Consider the following 19,192-nt stretch of genomic DNA (forward strand, 5'->3'; position numbering starts at 1 on the left):
CTCAAGCGTGTTACCGATGTTCCCGATCGGGGAACGCCTTCATCATGCAAAAGCAAAACGGTGCCGTCAACGGTTTTGTAGTGATTATTTTTGTTCACTACATATTGTCGGACAAAGCTGTTTTGGAATGAGAAAAGTTCCGTTCAGGCAACGGACGCGGGGGCGTGCAGCACGTAGAAGGTGCACGGGTAACCGTCCACTTCGCGCGGCTGGCAGGTGAAGGCGCCAGCGCTTAATTCGGGGATCAACCTGGCCCAGAAGCGCTGCGCCGGCAGGTTGGCGTCGATGTGGAAAATCTGCCACTGACCGGGCAATCGGCTCAAGAGGGCAGAGACGACAAACTGCGCGACGCCTTGGCCACGAAAGCGTCGGGCGAGGAAGAAGTAGCTGATGTTGTGTTCGGCACCGTCGATGTGGATGTCCTTGTCGACGATCACGAACCCGGCGAGTTCACCGTCGACGCGGATCAGGAACGGTTGGGTGGCGGGGTTACGCCAATAGTCGTCTTCGAGGTGAACACTGAAGAAGCCATGCTCGGCGATGTTCAGCGGCAGCCATTGGCTGAAGTCGTGCATGTAGAACTGCATGAGGTTTTCGATGGTTTGCAGTTCGTCGCGCTGGGCGGGGTGTAGTTCGATGGTGGGCATCGCGCGATGCTCCTGAAGATTGCTGTTTCAGTATTGTCGACTAACACCTTGTGGTGAGGGGATTTATCCCCGATGGGCTGCGAAGCGGCCCCAGCTTTTCCTTAAACCAGGGGACTGCTGCGCAGTCCATCGGGGATAAATCCCCTCGCCACAGCTGCACTGGTGGTTTTACTGCGCGTCGATTTGCGTTTTTTCTTCCACGGCGCCGCAGCCTTTCCAGCAGGTGGCGGGCCGCTGATGGTCAGGCTCAGTGCGGAGCAACGTGTGACCTGCTTGCTCATCCACGCCGCCTGTTTGGTGACGAACTCTTCCAGACTCATTTCACCGCTCTGCACCATGTCCAGCGCCTGCTCCCAGATAGCGGTGGTGCCGGGGTCGGCGATTGCCCGGGGCACGGCGTCGATCAGACTGAAGGCGGCGGGGGTCGCGGCCAGCGCCTTGCCGTTTTTCACCAGATAACCACGGTCCAGCAGGCCTTGAATGATCGAGGCGCGGGTGGCTTCGGTGCCGATGCCGGTGGTGTCCTTGAGCTTCTGTTTCAGCAGTGGATCTTCCACCAGTTTGGCGACGTTCTTCATCGCCTTGATCAGGTCGCCCTCGGTGTAGGGCTTGGGCGGTTGCGTCCACAGGTCCTTGAGGTTCACGCCGGCCACGGCGCAGTCGATGCCCTGGCTCAGCGTCGGCAGGGTTTGCGGGGCCGGTGCGAGGGCTTCGGGCAAGGCGCGTTTCCAGCCCGGCTCGATGATCTGTTTGCCGACCGCGCGCAGGGCTTCACCGGCGCAATCGAAATCGGCCTGGGTGCGATCGTATTCATGGTTGGGCAGAAACTGCGCCAGGTAGCGGGCACGAATCAGGGTGTACACCGCTCGGTGTTTGCCGCTCAGTCGCTCGAGATTTTTCGCCGCCGCCGTGGGGATGATGCCGTGGTGGGCGCTGACCTTGGCGTCGTTCCACGCCCGCGAGCGGCGCTGCGGATCAAGATGACCGTTCAGTGCTTCAAGGCCAGGATCGGCCTGGCGCAATGCCGCGAGTATCCCCGGTGCCTCGCTGTGCTGGCTCAGCGGCAGAAAGCCGCAATCGCTGCGCGGGTAGGTGATGACCTTGTAGGTTTCGTAGAGCGCCTGGGCGATGTCGAGGGTTTCCTGGGCGCCGAGGCCGAGCTTCTTCGAGCAGACTTCCTGCAAGGTGCCCAGGTCGAACGGCAGCGGCGCCACTTCGCGCATGCGTTCGGTGCGCAGCTTCACCACCCGCGCACTGGCGGCATTGCTGATAGCCGCCGCCGCTTGTTGTGCCAGCGCCTGATTCAGGCAGCGGTCCTGATCGTCGCAAACGTCGCCGGGTGCACGCCATTGCGCAGTGAACGGCGTGCCGTTGTGCAGCAGTTGCACATCGATCGCCCAATACGGCACCGGCACGAAATCGGCGATGCTGCGGTCGCGATCCACCACCAGTCGGAGCGTCGGGGTCTGCACCCGACCGACCGGCAGCACGCCCTGATAGCCGGACTGACGGCCCAATAAGGTGAACAGGCGACTCATGTTCATGCCGATCAGCCAGTCGGCCCGCGAGCGCCCCAGCGCCGAGTGATAGAGGCTGAAGGTTTCCGCCCCCGGCTTGAGTGCGGCCAGGGCCTTGCGGATCGACGCCTCGTCCAGCGCCGACAGCCACAAGCGGCGGATGGGCCCGCGATAGCGACAATGCTCGACCAGTTCCCGGGCAATCATCTCGCCCTCACGGTCGGCGTCGGTGGCGATGATCAGCTCGCTGGCCTCGCCCAGCAGGCGCTTGACCGCTTTGTACTGGCTGGCGGTGCGCGGCTTGACGGTCATTTTCCACTTGTCCGGGATGATCGGCAGATCCGCCAGCACCCAGCGCTTGTAACGCGCGTCGTAGGCGTCCGGCGGCGCAGTTTCCAGCAAGTGGCCGATGCACCAGGTCACCGTGACGTCCGTTCCCAGCCAGCAGCCGTCGCCCCGACGCTTGGCGCCGAGCACGGCCGCAATGTCTTTGGCCTGGGAAGGTTTTTCACAGAGGTACAGCCGCATAACCACCGTCGTCGATCAGTTCACTGGAGCTGCACAGAATGGCTGCTGTTGGCGCCTGGGGCAACTTTTATCTGTATGGATATACAGATAAAAGCGTTGCTGGGGATGACCGGTATTTCTGGGACGCCATGCACCACTATCGAGAAATCGAATGGTGCGCCGGTTACCGGACATGGCAGGTTCAGCGGGCCTTTTTAGAAACGCGAGTGACAGGACGATCTCGCCAGAAGATCGCCGTCTCTGCGCACACTGAACTCTGACACAAGGAAGTCCACCATGGCTCAAGCCAAAGCGAAAACCAGCAGCGCCTACGACGAAGTGAATGCCTTCAGCCATCTGTATGACCGCGGCGTCGGCCTGGTCAACGGCAAACCGTCGTTCACCGCCGACCAGGCAGCCGACGAAATCCTGCGCAAAAACCTGTCGTGGCACGACAAGAACGGCGACGGCAAAATCTCCCTGACCTACACCTTCCTGACCGAGAAGCCGGCTAACTACAACCCGAACCTCGGCAACTTCAGTCAGTTCAGCGCGCAGCAGAAAGCTCAGGCCGTGTTGTCCATGCAATCCTGGGCCGACGTGGCCAAGGTGACGTTCACTGAAGGCAAGGGCGGCGACGGCCACATGACCTTCGGCAACTACGACGTCAGCACCGGCGGCGCGGCATTCGCCTACCTGCCGAGCGGCGGCAGCTACGACGGCCAGTCGTGGTACCTGATCAACAATCAATATCAGGTCAACAAGACCCCGGACACCAACAATTACGGGCGGCAGACCCTGACCCACGAGATCGGGCACACCCTCGGCCTGTCGCACCCCGGCGCCTACAACGCGGGCAATGGCAGCCCGACCTACAACGATGCCAAATACGCTGAAGATACCCGTGGCTACAGCCTGATGAGCTACTGGAGCGAAGCCAATACCGACCAGAACTTCAGCAAGGACGGCAGCGGCGCCTACGCCTCGGCGCCGTTGCTCGACGATATCGTTGCGGTGCAGAAACTCTACGGCGCCAACTATGAGACTCGCGCCGATAACACCACCTACGGTTTCGGCTCCAACGCCGGGCGCGACTACTACAGCGCGACATCGGCGTCGTCGAAACTGGTGTTCTCGGTGTGGGACGGCGGCGGCGATGACACCCTGAACTTCTCCGGCTTCACCCAGAACCAGAAGATCAACCTCAATGAAGGTTCGTTCTCTGACGTCGGCGGCCTGGTAGGCAACGTGTCGATTGCTTACGGCGTGACCGTGGAAAACGCCGTGGGCGGTTCGGGCAATGACTTGCTGATCGGCAATTCGGCGGTTAACCATCTGTTCGGCGGTGCCGGCAACGACATCCTCTACGGCGGTGGCGGCGCGGATGTGCTGTGGGGCGGCGAGGGCGCAGACACCTTCGTGTTCGGCGCGGCCAGCGACTCGACCAACAACCAGCCCGACTGGATCATGGATTTCAAGAGCGGCGTGGACAAGATCGACCTCTCGGGCATCGCCGCGTTTGCCACGGGGGCGGCGTCACTGAACTTCGTCAGCAGTTTCACCGGCCACGCGGGCGATGCGATCCTGACTTACTACGCGCAGAACGGTCAGACCGGGCTGCTGGTCGATCTGACCGGGCAGGGGCAGGTTGACTTTGCCGTGGGTGTGGTGGGGCAGGCGGTGGCGACTGACATTGTTGTCTGATGCCTGAAGAGTGGCCCTCACCCTGACCCTCTGCCAGTGGCAGAGGGTTGCGGTGAGGGGCTTCTGGCCGTTCGGCTGCAAAATCGCCCTGACCTGACCCTATGGGCTATACCTGAACCGGTCTCTGCGCCGTATTCAGGAGAAACCTCATGAGCACCACCGGTCTCAACCCCGTCATCACCCTCGAACAACTCTCCGGTTGCCTGCTGGTGAAATTCCACGGCATTCAGGTCGCGGCGTCCTCTCACGTGCTGGTCCTCAGAGAGGCCAACTACCCGCCGGTGTACTACGTCCCCCGTGAGGATATAGACGAGAAATACTTCGCCCGCACCGACCACACCAGTTACTGCCCGTACAAGGGCGATGCCAATTACTTCAGCCTGCAAGTGCCGGGGCATGAGGGGGCGAACGCGGTGTGGACGTACGAGAAACCGAAAATCTCGGTTGAACAGATCAAGGACTATGTGGCGTTTTATCCGGATCAGGTGAAGTTCGAGGTGATCGAGGCGGATGCCTGAAACCTGCATCTGTGGCGAGGGGATTTATCCCCGATGGGGCGCGTAGCGCCCCGGAAAAACGGGGACTGCTGCGCACTCCATCGGGGATAAATCCCCTCGCCACAAGTTCAATCAGTTCGATTTCAGTTCTTGTCCAGATCGATATTCTTCGTCTCCCGCAGACAGATCATCCCCACCACCAGGCTCACCCCGGTAATCAGCACCGGGTACCACAGCCCATAGAAAATATCCCCGGTGTACACCACCAGCGCGAACGACACAGTGGGCAGGAACCCGCCGAACCAGCCGTTGCCGATGTGATACGGCAGGGACATCGAGGTGTAGCGGATGCGGGTCGGGAACAGTTCGACCATCAGCGCAGCCAGCGGGCCGTAGCACATGGCCGAGATGATGATCAGCGCGACGATCAGGGCGACGATCATCGGCTTGTTGATCTGTTGCAGGTCCGCCTGCTGCGGGTAGCCGGCGAGGGTGACTGCGCCGCGCAGGGCAGACTCATCGTAGCCGTCGATCTTCATGTCGCCGATGCTCACCTGCACGCCGCTGCCGGCCGGGGCGGCGGCGCTGGTGTAGGGCAGGCCTTGCTTGACCAGGAAGGTCTTGACCTTGTCGCACGGGCTGTCGAATTTGGCCTTGCCCACCGGGTCGAACTGGAAGGTGCAGGTGGCCGGGTCCGCCAGCACGGTGATCGGTGCCTGACGGCTGGCCTGATCGATCGCCGGGTTGGCGTAGTGGGCCAGGGATTTGAAGATCGGGAAGTACAGCGCCGTCGCCAGCAACAGGCCAAGCATCAGCACCGGTTTGCGTCCGACCTTGTCCGACAGCCAGCCGAAAAAGATGAAGAACGGCGCGCCGATCACCACGCTGATGATCAGCAGACTGTTGGCCACTGCCGGGTCCATTTTCAGGAACTGCGTGAGGAAAAACAGCACATAGAATTGCGCGGCGTAGAAGGTCACCGCTTGCCCGGCATTGATGCTGAACAGCGCGATCAGCACCACCTTGAGGTTTTCCCATTTGCCGAAGGATTCGCGGATCGGCGCCTTCGAGGCTTTGCCTTCCTCTTTCATTTTCAGATAGGCCGGCGACTCGTGCAGGCTCAGGCGGATCCAGGTGGAGATGCCCAGCAGCACGATCGACAGCAGAAACGGAATACGCCAGCCCCAGACTTCGAACTGATCGCCGGTGAAGTAGCGGCAACCGAGCACCACCAGCAGCGACAGCAGCAGGCCGAGGGTGGCGGTGGACTGAATCCAGCTGGTATGGAAACCGCGTTTGCCGATGGGCGCGTGCTCGGCGACGTAGGTCGCGGCGCCGCCGTATTCACCGCCCAGCGCCAGACCCTGAAGCATGCGCAGCACCACCAGGATGATCGGCGCGGCGATGCCGATGCTGGCGTAGGTCGGCAGCAGGCCGACGCAGAAGGTCGCGATGCCCATCAGGATGATGGTCGCGAGGAAGGTGTATTTGCGTCCGATCATGTCTCCCAACCGACCGAACACCAGCGCCCCGAACGGCCGCACGATAAACCCGGCGGCGAAAGCCATCAGCGCGAAGATGAACGCGGTGGTGTCGTTGACCCCGGCGAAGAACTGCTTGCTGATCACCGCCGCGAGGGCGCCGTAGAGGAAGAAGTCATACCACTCGAACACCGTCCCCAAAGACGAGGCGAAGATGACTTTCTGCGTGGCATTGCTGGTGCTGGCGCCGCTCGCGGCGTCCAGCGGCTGAGCGTGTTCTGACATGTCGGTATCCCTCACAGTGATTGTTTTTGTTGTTCCACTGGTGTTGCGTGTCCGGGTGAAGCCTTGAATTAAACGCGGTCCCCTGTAGGAGCTGCCGCAGGCTGCGATCTTTTGATCTTGCTGTTGATCTTGTAAATCCAAAGCCAAAAGATCGCAGCCTGCGGCAGCTCCTACAGGGTTTGGGCCAGTTCTGGGGTTGGTGTGCAGGTCCTGGTCGGTGGATTGAGGATCAGCTGCGCCGCCTTCTCGGCAATCATCAGCGTAGGCGAACAGGTGTTGCCCGAGGTGATGCGCGGCATGATCGAGGCGTCGGCGATGCGCAGGCCCGGTACGCCATGCACGCGCAGTTGCGCATCGACCACCGCGTCAGCGTCCTGGCCCATGCGGCAAGTGCCGACCGGGTGAAAAATCGTCGTGCCGATTTTCGCCGCGGCTTCGTGCAGTTGCTCCTCGCTTTGCAGGCTGGCGCCGGGCAGGTACTCGACCGGTTTGAACGCTTGCAGGGCCGGGGCGCTGACGATGCGGCGGGTCAGGCGGATGGCGTCGGCGGCCACGCGCAGGTCTTCGGGGTGGCTGAGATAATGGGGTTGAATCAGCGGCGCGGCTTGCGGGTCTGCCGAGCGGATGTCGATCCGCCCACGGCTCTGTGGGCGCAGGTCGCACACTGACGCGGTGAACGCCGGGAAGCTGTGCAGCGGCTCGCCAAAGCGCTCCAGCGACAATGGCTGCACGTGGTATTCGAGGTTGGCCGAAGTCTGCTCCGGCCCGGAACGGGCAAATGCCCCGAGCTGACTCGGCGCCATCGACAACGGCCCGCTACGGTCGTACAGGTAACGCAGGCCCATGCCCATCTTGCCCCACACGCTGCCGGCGATCTGATTCAGGGTGCGCGCGTTTTGCAGTTTGTAGATCAGGCGCAGTTGCAGGTGATCCTGCAGGTTGCCGCCAACCCCCGGCAATTCATGAATCACGCCGATGCCGAGGCCTTCCAGCAACCCACGCGGGCCGATCCCGGAGCGCTGCAGAATGCCCGGCGAGCCCACGGCGCCGGCGCAGAGGATGATCTCCTTGCGCGCCGTAAAGCTTTGCACTTGGCCTTCGTGGCGTGCACTGACCTTCGACGCACGGCCGTTTTCCAGCAGCACCCGATCCACCTCGACCCCGGTCAGCACGGTCAGATTGGCCCGGTCACGAACCGGTTTGAGAAAAGCCTTGGCGGCGTTCCAGCGCACCCCGGCCTTCTGGTTGACCTGGAAGTAACCGCAACCCTCGTTGTCGCCCTGATTGAAGTCATCGATGCTGGCGATGCCGCTTTGCTCGGCGGCGCTGCGGAAGGCGTCGAGAATCGGCCACGACAGGCGCTGCTGCTCGACCCGCCATTCGCCCTGGGCGCCGTGAAATTCGGCAGCGCCGGCAAAGTGGTTTTCGCTTTGTTTGAACAGCGGCAGCACGTCGTTCCAGGCCCAGCCCGGATTGCCCTCGGCCGCCCAGCCGTCGTAGTCGCCGGCCTGGCCGCGCATGTAGATCATGCCGTTGATGGAGGAGCAGCCACCCAGCACTTTGCCGCGCGGGTAGCTCAGGCTGCGGCCCTGCAGGCCGGGTTGTGCTTCGGTCTTGAAGCACCAGTCGGTGCGCGGGTTGCCGATGCAGAACAGATAACCGACCGGGATGTGAATCCATGCATAGTTGTCGCGTCCGCCGGCTTCGAGCAGCAAGACGCGCTGCTGTTTATCCGCCGACAGCCGATTGGCCAGCAAACACCCGGCAGGGCCGGCGCCGACCACGATGTAGTCGTATTGCTCAAGGGAAGTCTGCATTCCCTGACCTCGCTTTTTGTTTTTATTGTCGGACACTCTAGTTGTTAGCTTTCGTCAAAAGAATGTTAGTTTTTGCGCAGCCGCTGTGCGTTTTCAAACAGCCGTAACTGACCTTAGCTGACAAGGACCTGCCATGTTCGACTGGAACGACCTGCGGTTTTTTCTCGAACTGCAACGCAGCGGTCGCCTGCTCACCGCCGCCCGGCGCCTGAACACCACCCATGCCACCGTCGCCCGGCACATCGAGGCCATCGAAAAAAGCCTCGGCACCGCGCTGTTCGTCCAGCATGCACAAGGCTACGAGATGACCCCGGCGGGGGAGGCGCTGCTCAAGCACGCCGAAGCGATGGAAAACGTCGCGCTGCTGGCCCAGGAAGAAATCACTCAGTCCACCGCGCCGCTGGGCAAGATCCGCGTCGGCGTCACTGAAGGGCTCGGCGTCAAATTTCTCGCCAGCCGCATGATCGGCCTGTTCGAACGCTATCCAGGGCTGGAAGTGGAACTGGTCGCCGTGCCGCGCTTCGTCAGCATCCTCAACCGCGAGGCGGAAATCAGCATTCATCTGGAGCGCCCGGCCGCCGACATGCTGGTCACCCGCAAACTCACGGACTACCGCCTCGCGCTCTACGCCAGCCAACGTTACCTCGACAACGCGTCGCCGTTGCGCAGCCGCGAAGACCTTGGGCGGCACGCGTGGATCGGTTATGTGGACGATCTGCTGTTCAGCCAGGAACTGATGTTCCTCAACAGCTTCTGCCGCAGCCCGCGCGTCGTGTTCCACAGCACCAGCGTCATCGCCCAGCAGGAAGCGGCGCGCTCGGGGTTGGGCATTGCTGTGCTGCCGTGCTACATGGCCGCGTCCGATCCGGATCTGGTGCCGTTGCTGCCAGACGAGGGCATCGAGCGCAGCTACTGGATCAGCACCCGGCGCGAGTTGCACAAATCGGTGCGGCTGCGGGTGGTCTGGGATTATGTGGTGGGGTTGTGCGAGGCGGAGCAGGGGTTGTTGCGGGGATAGTCCTGGCAACAAAAAAACCTGTAGGAGTGAGCCTGCTCGCGATAGCGGTGTGTCTGTGAAACAGAAGTCGTCTGATACACCGTTATCGCGAGCAGGCTCACTCCTACAAGAGGTCGCATTCGGGGTTGAATAATATATGGATATCCGTATATTCGGCTTTCCATATGTTCGAGTCCGCCCCATGCTCACCCCCACCGAACTTTTCAAAAGCCTGGCCGACGAAACCCGTGTCCGCGCCACCCTGTTGATTGCCGAGCAGGGTGAGCTGTGTGTCTGCGAGTTGATGTGCGCCCTCGACGACAGTCAGCCGAAAATCAGCCGCCACCTGGCGCAATTGCGCAGCAACGGTTTGCTGCTTGATCGCCGTCAGGGCCAGTGGGTGTATTACCGGCTCAATCCGGACCTGCCGGGTTGGGTGCACGAAATCCTGCACGTCACCGCCAAGGCCAACGCCGATTGGCTCAAGGACAACGCCTGTCGCCTGCAGAACATGGATGGCCGTCCTGCCCGCGAAACCGCCTGTTGCTGAACCCTTCACTTTTCCGGAGCCACCGATGCGAGTCCTGTTCATGTGCACGGCCAACAGTTGCCGCAGCATTCTTTCCGAAGCGTTGTTCAACCACCTCGCGCCGCCAGGTTTCGAGGCGCTGAGTTCCGGCAGTTTCCCCAAGGGCCAGGTGCTGCCGCGCAGCCTGAGCACCTTGCAGCAGGCCGGGATTTCAATCGAGGGCTTGTCCAGCAAAGGCAACGACGCCTTTGAAGGCAACCCGCCGGACATCGTCATCACCGTGTGTGACAAGGCCGCCGGCGAAAGCTGCCCGGTGTATTTCGGCCCGGCGCTGAAAAGCCATTGGGGGCTGGAAGATCCGTCCGATGTGCAGGGTGACGAAGCGGCCATCGACGCGGCGTTCCGTACCACGCTGGCGCACATCGAGCGACGCTGCAAAGCCTTCCTCGACCTGCCGTTCAATCGCCTCAGCCGCACCGAACTGAAAACCGCGCTCGATGCCATCGGCGCGCTGTAAGGAGGATCCATGTCAGAGCATTTGCCCAATCTCGACCTGAGCCTGTTCGAGGGTCGAACCATCACACCTGATCAGCACAAACCCCGGATCCTGTTGCTCTACGGCTCGACCCGCGAACGTTCCTTCAGCCGTCTGCTGGTGGAGGAGGCCGCGCGCTTGCTGGAGCACTTCGGCGCTGAAACCCGGGTGTTCAATCCGTCCGGTTTGCCGTTGCCGGACGATGCGCCGGTCGATCATCCCAAGGTCCAGGAACTGCGCGAACTGGTGCTCTGGTCGGAGGGCCAGGTCTGGTGTTCGCCGGAGCGTCACGGCGCGATGTCGGCGGTGTTCAAGGCGCAGATCGACTGGATTCCGCTGGAGCTCGGCGCGGTGCGTCCGACCCAGGGCAAGACCCTCGCGGTGATGCAGGTCTGCGGTGGTTCGCAGTCGTTCAACGTGGTCAATCAATTGCGCGTGCTGGGGCGCTGGATGCGCATGTTCACCATCCCCAATCAGTCCTCGGTGCCCAAGGCCTACATGGAATTCGACGAGGCGGGGCGGATGAAACCGTCGCCGTTCTATGACCGCGTGGTCGATGTGATGGAAGAGCTGGTCAAGTTCACCGAGCTGCTGCGCGACCGCCAGGCATTTCTGGTGGATCGCTATTCCGAACGCAAGGAAAGCGCCGAGCAGTTGATGGCGCGGGTCAATCAGCGCTCGATCTGAAGCGCTGCGCCACGCGTTCGTCGGTCGGGCAATGCACAAACGTTCTAGCCGTTCAGGGGCATTTGTGGATTACTGACCCCAGCCCATCAGCGTATTCAAGCCATGAGTAACTGGATCGACCTTGCCCACGACCGGGAAACCGGCATCGAAACCCTGCACGCGCATTTCGCCGGGCACGCGCACGCCTACGATCCGCATTGGCATGAGACCTACCTGATCGGCTTCACCGAGCAAGGCGTGCAGCGCTTCAACAGCCGTCGGGCACGGCATGACAGCACCCCGGGCAAAGTCTTCATGCTCGAACCCGGGGACATTCATGACGGCGATGCGCCGAGCCCGGACGGCTTTACCTATCGCATGCTGTACCTGCAACCGGCGTGGCTCGAACAAGCGCTGGACGGCCTGCAACTGGATGGCTGCGCGGGCGGCTTGCCGGGCATTGGCACGGTGCTCAACGACGATCCCGAGCTGGCCCGCGCCACCCTGTTCGCGTTCAACGCGCTGCATAAACAGGACGTGCGCATGGTCCGCGAAGTGGCGCTGGATGCGTTGCTCGAACGCCTGGCGCTGCACCTCTATCGGCGCCCGCAACCCTGCGCCAATTTGCGTGCACCGCTGATTGCCCGCCAGGCCCGGGACTATTTGATGGCCTATCACGAGCAGGACATCAGCCTGCACACCCTGGCCGAAGTCTGTGGCACCGATCGCTTTCGTCTGACCCGCGCCTTCAAGGCTGCTTATGGCCTGGCGCCGCACGCGTGGTTGATCCAGTTGCGCCTGATCCGTGGCCGGCAATTGCTCGCTGCCGGGGTGCAACCGGTGGAGGTGGCGAGCAGGCTCGGGTTTGCCGACCAGAGCCACTTGGGCCGCTGGTTCGTGCGCGCCTATGGCATCACCCCGGGCGTCTATCAGCAACGCGCGATCGGCACCTTTCGCCGCTGAACAAACGTTCAAGACCGCAGCTTTATGCAACCGCCACAGTAGGCCCTGACTTTCTACAGGGCCGTGCCATGCTTGCGTTCATTCTCTTTGCCTTCGTTGCCTCGATCACCCCGGGGCCGACCAACCTGATCGTCCTCAGCACCAGCGCCCGACGCGGCTGGCGGCCGTGCCTGCCGATCATTCTCGGTGCGGGAGCGGGCGCCGCGTCACTGGTGTGGGTTGCCGGTGCGGGGGCCAGCACGCTGATGCTGCCCGGCGTGCGCCCCGTGATCAGTGCACTGGGGATGTGCTGGGTGTTGTGGCTGGCGTGGCAGATTTTCACTGCGCCGGCCACCGCCATCGATCCCGCCGCCGGCGAGGAAAAGCCCGAACTGGGCCTGCTCGGCGCCGCGCTGTTGCAATGGGTCAACCCCAAGTCGTGGATGATGGCGATTGCCGTGATCAGCGTGTTCACCGCGCAGGGGCAGGGCTTGAATGCGTTGTGCCTGGCGTTCTTTCTGGTGTCGTTGCCGTGTCTGGCGCTGTGGGCGCTGCTCGGTCGGGGCGCGGCACGCTGGCTGAGCAATCCGGCGCAGTTGCAGTGGCTGAACCGGATCCTCGCGGTGCTGCTGGTGCTTTCATCCGCCGCTGCGCTGCTCCACAGCTGAGCTGAGCGGCACCGACAACGTTGCGCACAACCCACCTTCAGCCCGGTTGACCAGGGTAATCCGCCCGCCCAGGCGCAACGCGATGGTGTTGACGATGGTCAGCCCCAGGCCCGCACCGTTGACGTTGCCGCGGCTGTAAAAGCGTTCGAACAACCGCGCCCGGTCCGCCTCGTCGATACCCGGGCCCTGGTCTTCGATCTTCAGCAGGCACCAGCCGTCAGCCTCGCTCAGCTTGACGGTGATCACGCCGTTCTCCGGGGAGAAGTTGGCGGCGTTGGTGATCAGGTTGCTCAGGGCGATGTCGATGGCGGCGGTGCTGGCCATGACGTGCAGCGCTTGCTCGCTGTCTTCGAAGGCCAGTTCCAGATGTTTGCTCAGCAGCCACGGCGTCAGTTGCACGAGGCTGTTGCGCACGGTTTCGCTGAGGTCGATGCGTTGCAGCGGCGGCGGGTTGGATTTCGGTTCCAGACGGGCCATGGTCAGCAACTGGTTGACCAGACGGCTGGCGCGGTCGACGCCGGAAATCAGAAACTGCAACGACTCGCGGCGTTCCTGTTCGGTGCCGGCCTCCAGCAGGTTTTGCGCGTGCACCCGCAGCACGGCCAGCGGCGTGCGCATCTCGTGGGCGGCGTCGGCGATGAAGCGCCGTTCGCGGCCGAGCACTTCCTGGATCTGCGCGAGCATGCGGTTCAGCGCCGCCTGCATCGGTTCCAGCTCGCTGGGCAGCGGCGTCAGTTGCAACGGCTCCAGCGAGCCACTGTGTCGGGCACGCAGGGTCGCGGCCATGTTCGCCAGCGGCTTGAGGCCCCAGCCGATCGCCAGCCAGACCATCGCCGCGAGAATCAGACTGCCCAGCACGTTCGGCCACAGCGTGTGGCGCACGATGCGGTCGACCAGATCAGTGCGCACATCATCGCGTTCGCCGACCCAGATGCGCAGGCCGTTCTGCGGGTCTTCCAGCATGAAGGCGCGCCAGTGCCGGTTGTTCAGATCCACCACATCGCTGAAGCCCGGTTGCGTCGGCGGCGCGGTAAACGACGGGGCACTGGCGGTGTGTACCAGCACTTCACCCTTGGGGTTCCACACCTGAAACGCGATCTTGCTTTCGTAAGGGTGACCGTCAACCCGCGGCTTGGCTTCGCTGAGCGCCTGATTGAACGCCTGATACAGTTGCGAATGTTCCTTGCTCGCCAGCGGCATGCGCATCACGCCCTGCAACAGGCGCGCGTTTTGCGCCAGTTGCGCGTCGTAGACTTCGGCGATTTCGTGGTTGCTGTCGTGCAGGTTGAATACGCTGAGCACGGCCAGACCGGTGAGCAGCAAACCGATGATCAGCGTCAGCGTGCGGCGCCGGATCGAGGTCATCGACGCTCCTCCACCAGATAACCCACACCGCGAATGGTGCGGATCAGGTCGGTGGAGAATTTCTTGCGCAAGTGATGGATGTGCACTTCCAGGGTGTTGCTTTCCGCTTCCTCGTTCCAGCCGTACAGCAACTGGATCAGTTGATCGCGGGTCATCACCCGGCCCGGCGGCGACAGCAGTTCATGGAGCAGCTGATATTCCTTGGGCGTCAGGGCGACGGGCTGCCCCTGATAACTGACTTGCTGAGTCCCGGGGTTGAGGCTGATACCGGCGTGTTCGATCAGCGCCTGAGCGCGGCCGGCACTGCGCCGCAACAAGGCGCGCAGGCGCGCCTTGAGTTCGGCGAGGTCGAACGGTTTGACCAGGTAATCGTCGGCGCCGGCGTCCAGCCCGGCGATGCGGTCTTCGGTGGCATCGCGGGCGGTGAGGATCAGCACCGGCAGGTTCGACCCGCTGTCGCGCAGACGGCGCAGCACTTGGAGGCCGTCCATGCGCGGCAGGCCCAGATCAAGCACCGCCACGTCAAAGGTTTCACTGAGCAGCGCATGCAATGCGCTGCTGCCGTCCTTGAGCCAGTCGACGGTGTAGCCCTCGCGGCCCAGCGCCTGATGAATGCCTTCACCGAGCGCAACGTCATCCTCAATCAGTAGTAAACGCACGCGGACTCCTGTCAGTCGAGTTTCTTGTTCACGTCCACCAGCAGGGCGGCGATCTCTTTGCGGCGCCCGGCATCAGCGGTTTCCCGGCCTGGGCGCGGCGCGGCTTGCAGCGCTTTGAGCAACGCAGCCCTGGCTTCAGCGTAGCGCTTCTGACGGTAGAGGTGATCGCCCCAGAAGTACAGGCTGTCGATGCCGTCCGGGTTCAGTTGCAAGGCTTGCTTGAGCAGTTGCTCGGCCTTGTCGCTGTCGCCGAAACCGATCGGCCAGCCCGGGACGCGATCATACAGCGCCGCCAGGCTGGTGTAGGCCGAACCTTGCAGGGCCTTGGGGTCGAGCGTCAGGGCTTTTTCCAGATCAGCCTTGGCGTCCTTGGCCTTGCCCAGCGCGCCGAGCCCGCCCTGGGCGCCGGCCCAACTGCTGGTGACAATGCCTTTCCAGATCCACGCTTCGGCCACCGCCGGACGCTGGGTGGTGAAGGCGCTGGCGTCGGACGCCAGCTGCTCGAACGCGGCAGCGCGTTGCTTTTCTGCCACTTCATATTGGATGTGCGCCCAACTCTGCTGGATCCCGTTGAGGCGCTGCTGATCGGCCGGTTCCAGCGCCCAGACGCTTTGGCTGAGGGCGGCGAACAACAGGCATGCGCTAAGTTTTTTCATGGCTTCAGGGACTCGTTGTCGGATTTTTCACTGAGGCGGCGAATCAGCGGCAGTTGCTTGCGCAGGCCTCGATCCACCAAGTGCGGCAGCAGGTTGTTTAGGCGCACGAAAAAGCGCTCCGGCCAGCCCAGGTACAAGTCGCGACGGTCGCCGGCAATCGCATGGACTACCGCCGAGGCCACGGTTTGCGGGTCATCGACGTTGGACTTGAGCGCGTCGTTCAAGGCTTGCGCCGCTGCACTGTTCATCGACGTGCGGGTGGCCCGGGGCGCCACATACAGCACGTTGACCCGGGTGTCGGCCAGTTCCCGGCGCAGCGCTTCGGAGAAACCGCGCAGGGCGAACTTGGTCGCGCAGTAACTGGCGTAACCGGCGTAGCCAATCGAGCCGTAGGTGGAGCCGACATTCACCACCATGGCGCTGTCGGCCTCTTTGAGCAGCGGCAGCAGCAGTTTGGTCAGGCAGATCGGCGCACTGATGTTCACCGCCAGCATCGCGTTGATCTCGCTGTCATCCAGCTGCTCGAGCATGGCGAAGTGGTTGACCCCGGCGGCGTTGATCAGCAGGTTGATGCCGCCGATGGCTTCGGCGGCGGCCAGCACTTTGCGCCGGTCGCTGAGAAAGGTCAGGTCGGCGGCGACCCAGCACAGGCTGTCGGGGAAGCGCGCCAGCAGCGGCGCCAGCGCCTCCTCATGCCGCGCCACGGCCAGCACCTTGGCACCGGCGGCGCACAAGGCCTCGGTAATCGCCATGCCGATGCCGCCACTGGCACCGGTCAAGACCACCCGTGCGTCACGCAGCTGCATGTTGAGTCTCCGCGTCACGCGGCAGGCCACGGAACATGTCGGTGTACAGGCGATAGACGACTTTCGAGGCGTGAATCACTGCCGCCTGGTCCTGCGGATCTTCCAGCTGATTCATCAGTCGGCGATAGGTTTGCATGTGCTCGATGTCCAGCGAACCGTGCGAGTTCAGGTAGCTGAACGCGGTGTCCGGCAGCGCCAGACGCTCGCGAATGCTGCCCGCCGCGTGGGTCGCCAGGGCGATGCTGGTGCCTTCGAGCACGTTGACCATGCCGAACAGGCCCACCGGGTTGCCGCGGGCGATCAGGTCGTAGAGAAAACTCACCATCAGTTCGATCGGCAGCGAAGGCTGGCCGTCGCGCACCGCATCGCGATCACCGCCACATTCAGCGATGTCGTTGAGCACCCAGTGCTCGTGGCCGTATTCGTCTTCGATGTACTCGGCCACCGCTTTGCGCAGCCATTCCAGGCGCGTCGGCAGGCGCGCACCGCAGGCCATCATCAGCGGCACGGTGTGGCGCACGTGGTAATACGCCTGCGCGAGAAACGCCCGATAGCTGTCGAGGCTGACCTTGCCTTGCAGGGCATCGAGGATGATCGGCAGGTTGAACAGCTCATGGCGTTCCTGTTGCGTGGCTTCTTGCAGGGTGTCGAAAAAACTCATGATGCGGACTCCTCGGAAACAGCGGATTCAGTCAGTTGGGCGTGGTACTGCGCGACGATTGCTTCGCGGCGCGGCCGGCCATTGGCGGTGAGCAAACCATTGCTGGCGGTGAACGGTTGCGGCAGGCGTGTCCAGCGATGCACTTGGGCGTAATCGGGTAAGGCTTCGTTGGCTTCGGCGACCGCCGCCGCCAGCTCCGCGTCGCTGCAATCGGCGCGGTGCGGCCAGAGCAGGGCGTGGTTGTGCGGCAGGGCCTCGCCGTAGACGAAGGCCTGGGCGATGTGACGGCGCTGGGTCAGTTCGGACTCGACCCATTCCGGGTTGACGTTGCGTCCGAAACTGGTGACGAACTGGTGCTTCTTGCGGCCCTTGAGGTAGAGAAAACCTTCCGGATCGAACTCGCCCAGATCTCCGCTTGGCCACCATTCCTCGGCGTACGCCGTGTCGCCCAGATAACCGAGCAGGGTCGAGCCCTTGATCAGCACTTCACCGTCCTCGGCCAGGCGCACTTCAACGTGCGGCAGCGGCTGGCCGACGCTGCCCGGACGCCGCGCGCCGGGGCGATTGAGGCACACCACCGAGGCGCACTCGGACAAGCCGTAACCTTCAAACACCGGCAGACCGACACGCTGCGCGCGGTGCAGCAAATCCTCCGACACCCGCGCCCCCCCGACGGCGGCGAAGCGCAGTTTTTGCGGGTCGAAGGCCTTCTGTTCGGCGGCGCTGACCAGCATCAGCAACAGTTGCGGCACCAGAATCAGACTCTCCGGCGCCCGCCCGGCCAGATAGCCCAGCAGGTGCGGGACATCAACGCCGCTGGCGCCCTGGATGCCCAGGGTTTTCTGGCTCGGCAGACTCAACGTCGCACCGGCGTACAGCGCGGCGTAGCAACCGAGGTTTTCCAGCAGAATCGCCAGCGGCAACAGCGCCAGATGATGCTGCGGATCGGTGGACTTGCTCGCCTGCTCCAGCTCTCGCGCCACGCGCAGCAGACTGTCGGCACTCAGGCACACGCCTTTCGGCGTGCCAGTGGTGCCGGATGTGAAAGTCAGTTTGGCGGTGCCGGCCGGCATCCGACTCGGGCCATCGAACGTGCGGCACCAGAACTCGCCACGTTGTTCATAGCCGGCGGCGAGCAGTTCGGCTTCCAGTTCAGGTGCGGCGATCACTCGTTCGGCCTGGCTTTGCTGCAGACAATGTGCGCGTTGCGCCGGGCTGAAAAACGGCGGCAGGGTCACGCAGGTCAGGCCTTCGAACAGCACGGCCAGATCCCACAGCATCGCGTCGACACCGTTGTCCAGCGCCAGGCCAATCACCTGCGCCTGTTCATCGCGCAGGCGCTCCTGGCGATACAGCACCTCGGCGTACAGCGTGGCGTAATCGAGCTTCAGCGTGTCGCCCCACAGGGCGGTGGTGTTGTCATTGCGCCGGGCATGGTCGCGCAAGGTTTCCTGGAAGCGTTGCAGCTCAAGCGACATGGCAGGCTCCTTCAATCGAACCCGGCAGACCCAGGCGGGTAAACAGGCCGATATTGCGCAGATGGATGAAGCCGGCGCGGATGTTGCCGACATGCACCCAGGGTTTGCTTTCGTAATAACTGCCCCAGTGTTGACGCTCGTCACCCAGTCGTTCCGGGTCGGCGGCGCATAATGTCACTGGCTTCAGACCGAGCCGATGGAAGCTGTTGACCAGCCCGATGTTGCCGGTGAACGTCACCCATTCCAGGCCGCCCATCGCCAGCAGGTAGGTGATGGCGATGATGCTCAGCCGCGCACTGCCGGTGTCGCTGGCGGCGAGGTTGCCGACCTCGACGATGGCGCTGCGCTCGACCGCACGATCCGCCGCTGCACTGATCAAGGGTTCGATCGGCTCATCCAGGTAGCGCTCCAGAAACAGCGGCTGCAGATGCGCTCGGCGCACCCCGGCCACCGCGCACAGTTCGCCGTCGCCGTTGTGCATGCCGAACAGCTCGGGCATAAAGTGTCGGATGTCGGCGCCGTGGGCTTTGCGAAAGCGTTGCTGGATGAAGGCTTCGAAGGTCTCTCGCAGCGCGTCGTCGGGCAGCGCGCCGGTCAAGGTCATCTGCGGCGTTTCGGCTTGACCGAAGCGCAGGGGAAGGGGGATGTTCCAGTCGAATTCGGGCATGGGCAGAACGCCTCCCTCAATGGTTTGAGTGGAGTATCGAAGGCATTTCTTAACGAAGTCTGAAGGTGAAAAAATGTTAACGAAGCAGTCTGTCTTCAGACTGTCTTA

At 62.9% G+C, this 19,192-nt stretch carries 20 protein-coding genes; 9 read left to right on the plus strand and 11 right to left on the minus strand.

Annotation, left to right across the window (positions count from 1 at the left end; all coding sequences use genetic code 11):
• Positions 1–143 precede the first annotated feature (143 nt).
• Together HBN98_RS21600 and HBN98_RS21605 are read right to left on the minus strand one after the other, a co-directional pair.
• Positions 144–647 (minus strand): GNAT family N-acetyltransferase, encoded by a 504-nt coding sequence (locus HBN98_RS21600; protein WP_083368749.1) that lies wholly within the window; start codon positions 645–647, stop codon positions 144–146.
• 101 nt (positions 648–748) lie between these two features.
• On the minus strand, positions 749–2,692 hold the full coding sequence (locus tag HBN98_RS21605) for a DNA topoisomerase III (RefSeq protein ID WP_083368750.1): 1,944 nt from the start codon (positions 2,690–2,692) through the stop codon (positions 749–751).
• Positions 2,693–2,730: 38 nt separating this feature from the next.
• On the opposite strand from HBN98_RS21605, the gene HBN98_RS21610 reads away from it, so the two are divergent.
• The 3 genes from HBN98_RS21610 to HBN98_RS21620 all read left to right on the plus strand — a co-directional run bounded on the left by HBN98_RS21610 (position 2,731) and on the right by HBN98_RS21620 (position 4,893).
• Complete coding sequence (locus HBN98_RS21610) at positions 2,731–2,952, plus strand: hypothetical protein (RefSeq protein WP_151101593.1); 222 nt, start codon at positions 2,731–2,733, stop codon at positions 2,950–2,952.
• A gap of 16 nt (positions 2,953–2,968) precedes the next feature.
• Positions 2,969–4,375 carry a serralysin family metalloprotease gene (locus tag HBN98_RS21615; protein ID WP_083368751.1) on the plus strand — a complete coding sequence of 469 codons (1,407 nt, stop codon included), beginning with the start codon at positions 2,969–2,971 and terminating at the stop codon, positions 4,373–4,375.
• Between the two features lie 149 nt (positions 4,376–4,524).
• Positions 4,525–4,893, plus strand: coding sequence for a DUF427 domain-containing protein (locus HBN98_RS21620; protein WP_083368752.1), 369 nt, complete (start codon positions 4,525–4,527; stop codon positions 4,891–4,893).
• 122 nt (positions 4,894–5,015) lie between these two features.
• Here HBN98_RS21620 and HBN98_RS21625 read toward each other — a convergent pair whose 3' ends face one another.
• Both HBN98_RS21625 and HBN98_RS21630 read right to left on the minus strand, forming a co-directional pair.
• The gene (locus tag HBN98_RS21625) at positions 5,016–6,638 is read right to left on the minus strand and encodes an MFS transporter (protein WP_064588008.1); all 1,623 of its coding nucleotides are present in this window, start codon (positions 6,636–6,638) and stop codon (positions 5,016–5,018) included.
• Between the two features lie 170 nt (positions 6,639–6,808).
• Positions 6,809–8,455: a GMC family oxidoreductase gene (locus HBN98_RS21630; protein ID WP_083368753.1), complete on the minus strand. Its 1,647-nt coding sequence runs from the start codon at positions 8,453–8,455 to the stop codon at positions 6,809–6,811.
• A 133-nt stretch (positions 8,456–8,588) separates the two neighbouring features.
• On the opposite strand from HBN98_RS21630, the gene HBN98_RS21635 reads away from it, so the two are divergent.
• From HBN98_RS21635 to HBN98_RS21660, 6 genes are all read left to right on the plus strand, one after another.
• Positions 8,589–9,473 carry a LysR family transcriptional regulator gene (locus tag HBN98_RS21635; RefSeq protein WP_083368754.1) on the plus strand — a complete coding sequence of 295 codons (885 nt, stop codon included), beginning with the start codon at positions 8,589–8,591 and terminating at the stop codon, positions 9,471–9,473.
• A 181-nt stretch (positions 9,474–9,654) separates the two neighbouring features.
• Positions 9,655–10,002, plus strand: a complete 348-nt coding sequence (locus HBN98_RS21640; RefSeq protein WP_083368755.1) for a metalloregulator ArsR/SmtB family transcription factor — start codon at positions 9,655–9,657, stop codon at positions 10,000–10,002.
• 25 nt (positions 10,003–10,027) lie between these two features.
• Positions 10,028–10,498, plus strand: coding sequence for an arsenate reductase ArsC (locus tag HBN98_RS21645; protein ID WP_083368756.1), 471 nt, complete (start codon positions 10,028–10,030; stop codon positions 10,496–10,498).
• 9 nt (positions 10,499–10,507) lie between these two features.
• Complete coding sequence (gene arsH / locus HBN98_RS21650) at positions 10,508–11,203, plus strand: arsenical resistance protein ArsH (protein ID WP_083368757.1); 696 nt, start codon at positions 10,508–10,510, stop codon at positions 11,201–11,203.
• 102 nt (positions 11,204–11,305) lie between these two features.
• Positions 11,306–12,145 carry an AraC family transcriptional regulator gene (locus tag HBN98_RS21655; protein WP_083368758.1) on the plus strand — a complete coding sequence of 280 codons (840 nt, stop codon included), beginning with the start codon at positions 11,306–11,308 and terminating at the stop codon, positions 12,143–12,145.
• A gap of 68 nt (positions 12,146–12,213) precedes the next feature.
• Positions 12,214–12,792 carry a LysE family translocator gene (locus tag HBN98_RS21660; protein WP_083368759.1) on the plus strand — a complete coding sequence of 193 codons (579 nt, stop codon included), beginning with the start codon at positions 12,214–12,216 and terminating at the stop codon, positions 12,790–12,792.
• Here the strand turns inward: HBN98_RS21660 and HBN98_RS21665 are convergent.
• The 7 genes from HBN98_RS21665 to HBN98_RS21695 are packed head-to-tail and all read right to left on the minus strand — an operon-like array spanning position 12,763 to position 19,084.
• Positions 12,763–14,157: an ATP-binding protein gene (locus HBN98_RS21665; RefSeq protein ID WP_083368760.1), complete on the minus strand. Its 1,395-nt coding sequence runs from the start codon at positions 14,155–14,157 to the stop codon at positions 12,763–12,765. The genes HBN98_RS21660 and HBN98_RS21665 overlap by 30 nt on opposite strands.
• Complete coding sequence (locus HBN98_RS21670) at positions 14,154–14,816, minus strand: response regulator (RefSeq protein WP_064588001.1); 663 nt, start codon at positions 14,814–14,816, stop codon at positions 14,154–14,156. The genes HBN98_RS21665 and HBN98_RS21670 overlap by 4 nt, the downstream gene beginning before the upstream one ends.
• A gap of 11 nt (positions 14,817–14,827) precedes the next feature.
• On the minus strand, positions 14,828–15,472 hold the full coding sequence (locus HBN98_RS21675; RefSeq protein WP_083368761.1) for a tetratricopeptide repeat protein: 645 nt from the start codon (positions 15,470–15,472) through the stop codon (positions 14,828–14,830).
• A complete protein-coding gene (locus HBN98_RS21680; RefSeq protein ID WP_083368762.1) occupies positions 15,469–16,278 on the minus strand; it encodes an SDR family oxidoreductase in 810 nt (269 codons plus the stop codon). Before HBN98_RS21680 ends, HBN98_RS21675 begins: the two co-directional genes overlap by 4 nt.
• Positions 16,265–16,939 carry an iron-containing redox enzyme family protein gene (locus tag HBN98_RS21685; RefSeq protein WP_083368763.1) on the minus strand — a complete coding sequence of 225 codons (675 nt, stop codon included), beginning with the start codon at positions 16,937–16,939 and terminating at the stop codon, positions 16,265–16,267. Before HBN98_RS21685 ends, HBN98_RS21680 begins: the two co-directional genes overlap by 14 nt.
• Entirely contained in the window at positions 16,936–18,417 is a 1,482-nt protein-coding gene (locus HBN98_RS21690; RefSeq protein ID WP_083368764.1) for an AMP-binding protein, read from the minus strand. The genes HBN98_RS21685 and HBN98_RS21690 overlap by 4 nt, the downstream gene beginning before the upstream one ends.
• Positions 18,407–19,084: a thermostable hemolysin gene (locus tag HBN98_RS21695; protein WP_083368765.1), complete on the minus strand. Its 678-nt coding sequence runs from the start codon at positions 19,082–19,084 to the stop codon at positions 18,407–18,409. Before HBN98_RS21695 ends, HBN98_RS21690 begins: the two co-directional genes overlap by 11 nt.
• Between the last annotated feature and the right edge of the window lie 108 nt (positions 19,085–19,192).

This window comes from Pseudomonas koreensis (assembly GCF_012986595.1).
Taxonomy (GTDB): domain Bacteria; phylum Pseudomonadota; class Gammaproteobacteria; order Pseudomonadales; family Pseudomonadaceae; genus Aquipseudomonas; species Aquipseudomonas koreensis.